The organism is Ideonella sp. P3_A4 (genome assembly GCF_056403075.1).
Genome location: NZ_JBFUGE010000983.1, coordinates 1 through 1,578, shown reverse-complemented (window position 1 = coordinate 1,578; position 1,578 = coordinate 1). Strand labels below are relative to the sequence as shown.

The window sequence follows — 1,578 nt, the reverse complement described above, 5'->3', positions numbered from 1 at the left end:
CCGCTACGCCGACGCCTATGACGTGATGGGCAAGGTGCTGCTGGACCAGGGCGAGCATCAACAGGCCTTGAACTCACTGCGCCGCGCCAGCGCCTTGACGCCAGGCTGCGTGGCACGCACGCTCAAATTCGGCCTGCTGGCCTTCTACCATGGGGACCAGAAAGAGGCGGCCGACGCACTGCAACGCGCGGCCGTGCTGGGGCAGAACTCGAAGGTCTTCGATCTGCAGGGCCTGGTGCTTCTGGGCACGATCCAGTTCGACCGCGGCGACCTGCGTGGCCTGACCCAGTCGCTGCATGCCATGTCGTCGGCTTTCGAAGCGCAACCCAAGAGCGCACGCTTGCGCCGCTTCGAGGCCACGCTGGCGACACTCAAGCTGTTGCTCGAGCGCAAGGTGGCCGAGACCGTGGCGCTCACGCAGCAGGCCATGTCCGAGATCAATGAGCCTAACTACGAGTTCGAGGCGGCCTGCAACCTGCTGAGTGTGCTATCGCGCCTGCACGCACGCGAAGTGCGGCTGGAAAACGTACCGGACATGGTGACGATGCTGGCGGACCGTTTTGCTGTCTCCCGCACGACCAACGAACTGCTGTGCCGCGCAGCGCAAGGGCGGCCCGACTTCGAGCCGCAGATCCGCGCGCGCTACGCGCTGATCTGCGAACAGGCCGAGGCCGCGTTGTCACACACCGTTGCCGGCGAGCCCGAACGCGCGGTTCGCACGCTGCTCGACTGTGCCGAGAAATCACTCAACGGCAAACTGATGGACCTGGCGATGCACACGCTGGACCAGCACGGTGCCCGCATCGGCAATAACGGCGATCTGTCACGGCGCGCACAGGCACTGCAGGACCGCTACCGCAGCTACGGCACGCAAGTGAGACTGCAGCACAAGCGCCAGGCCAACGCAACGATTGATAGCGCTGCGCTTTCATGCTAAGAAGCGGGCGCCATGGCCCGCATCCTTGTCGTCGACGATCGCTCGTCCAATCGCCACTACCTGAAGGTGGTCTTGGCCAGCGTCGGCCACGAGGTGATCGAAGCGGCCAATGGCGCGCTGGCGCTGGAACACACACGCGAGCTGCGTCCCCATCTCGTCATCACCGACTTGTTGATGCCGGTGATGGACGGCTTCGAGTTCGTCTCCAAGATGCGCACCGAGCCGGAGATCGCGGCCACGCCGGTGATCTTCTACACCGCCACCTACCGCAGCACCGAAGCCCACAAGCTGGCCACGGCCTGCGGCGTGACCGAGGTGCTGCCCAAGCCGACCGGGCCGCGCCTGCTGATCGACGCCGTCAACCGCGTGCTGGGAGGCAACGCCACGCTGCCGACCGATGTCGAAGGCACGCGCGAGGCCCCGTCCGCGCTGTCGGGCCTGGGCCAGCGCATGGCCGGCCACATCGACCATGTGACCGAAGACCAGGAGCTCATCAACGGCCTGCTGCGTGAGCACTCGGGGCCCGAGCACGAGCGTGAGCGGCTGCGCCGGCTGTCGCTGCGGCTGGCCGACAACCTGGGCCATGTGCAGCGCAGCGCCAGCCGCATCTTTGCGCTGATCGAGCTGGCGCTCGACCTGGC

At 66.3% G+C, this 1,578-nt stretch carries 1 protein-coding gene and 1 pseudogene; both read left to right on the top strand.

Translation table 11 applies throughout. The annotated features are described in order from the left end of the window. Positions 1 to 937, top strand: a pseudogene (locus AC1DYI_RS35095) (hypothetical protein); the annotation flags it as partial. A gap of 12 nt (positions 938 to 949) precedes the next feature. After that, a partial coding sequence (locus tag AC1DYI_RS35090) for a response regulator (RefSeq protein WP_477208715.1) occupies positions 950 to 1,578 on the top strand: 629 nt, incomplete at its 3' end.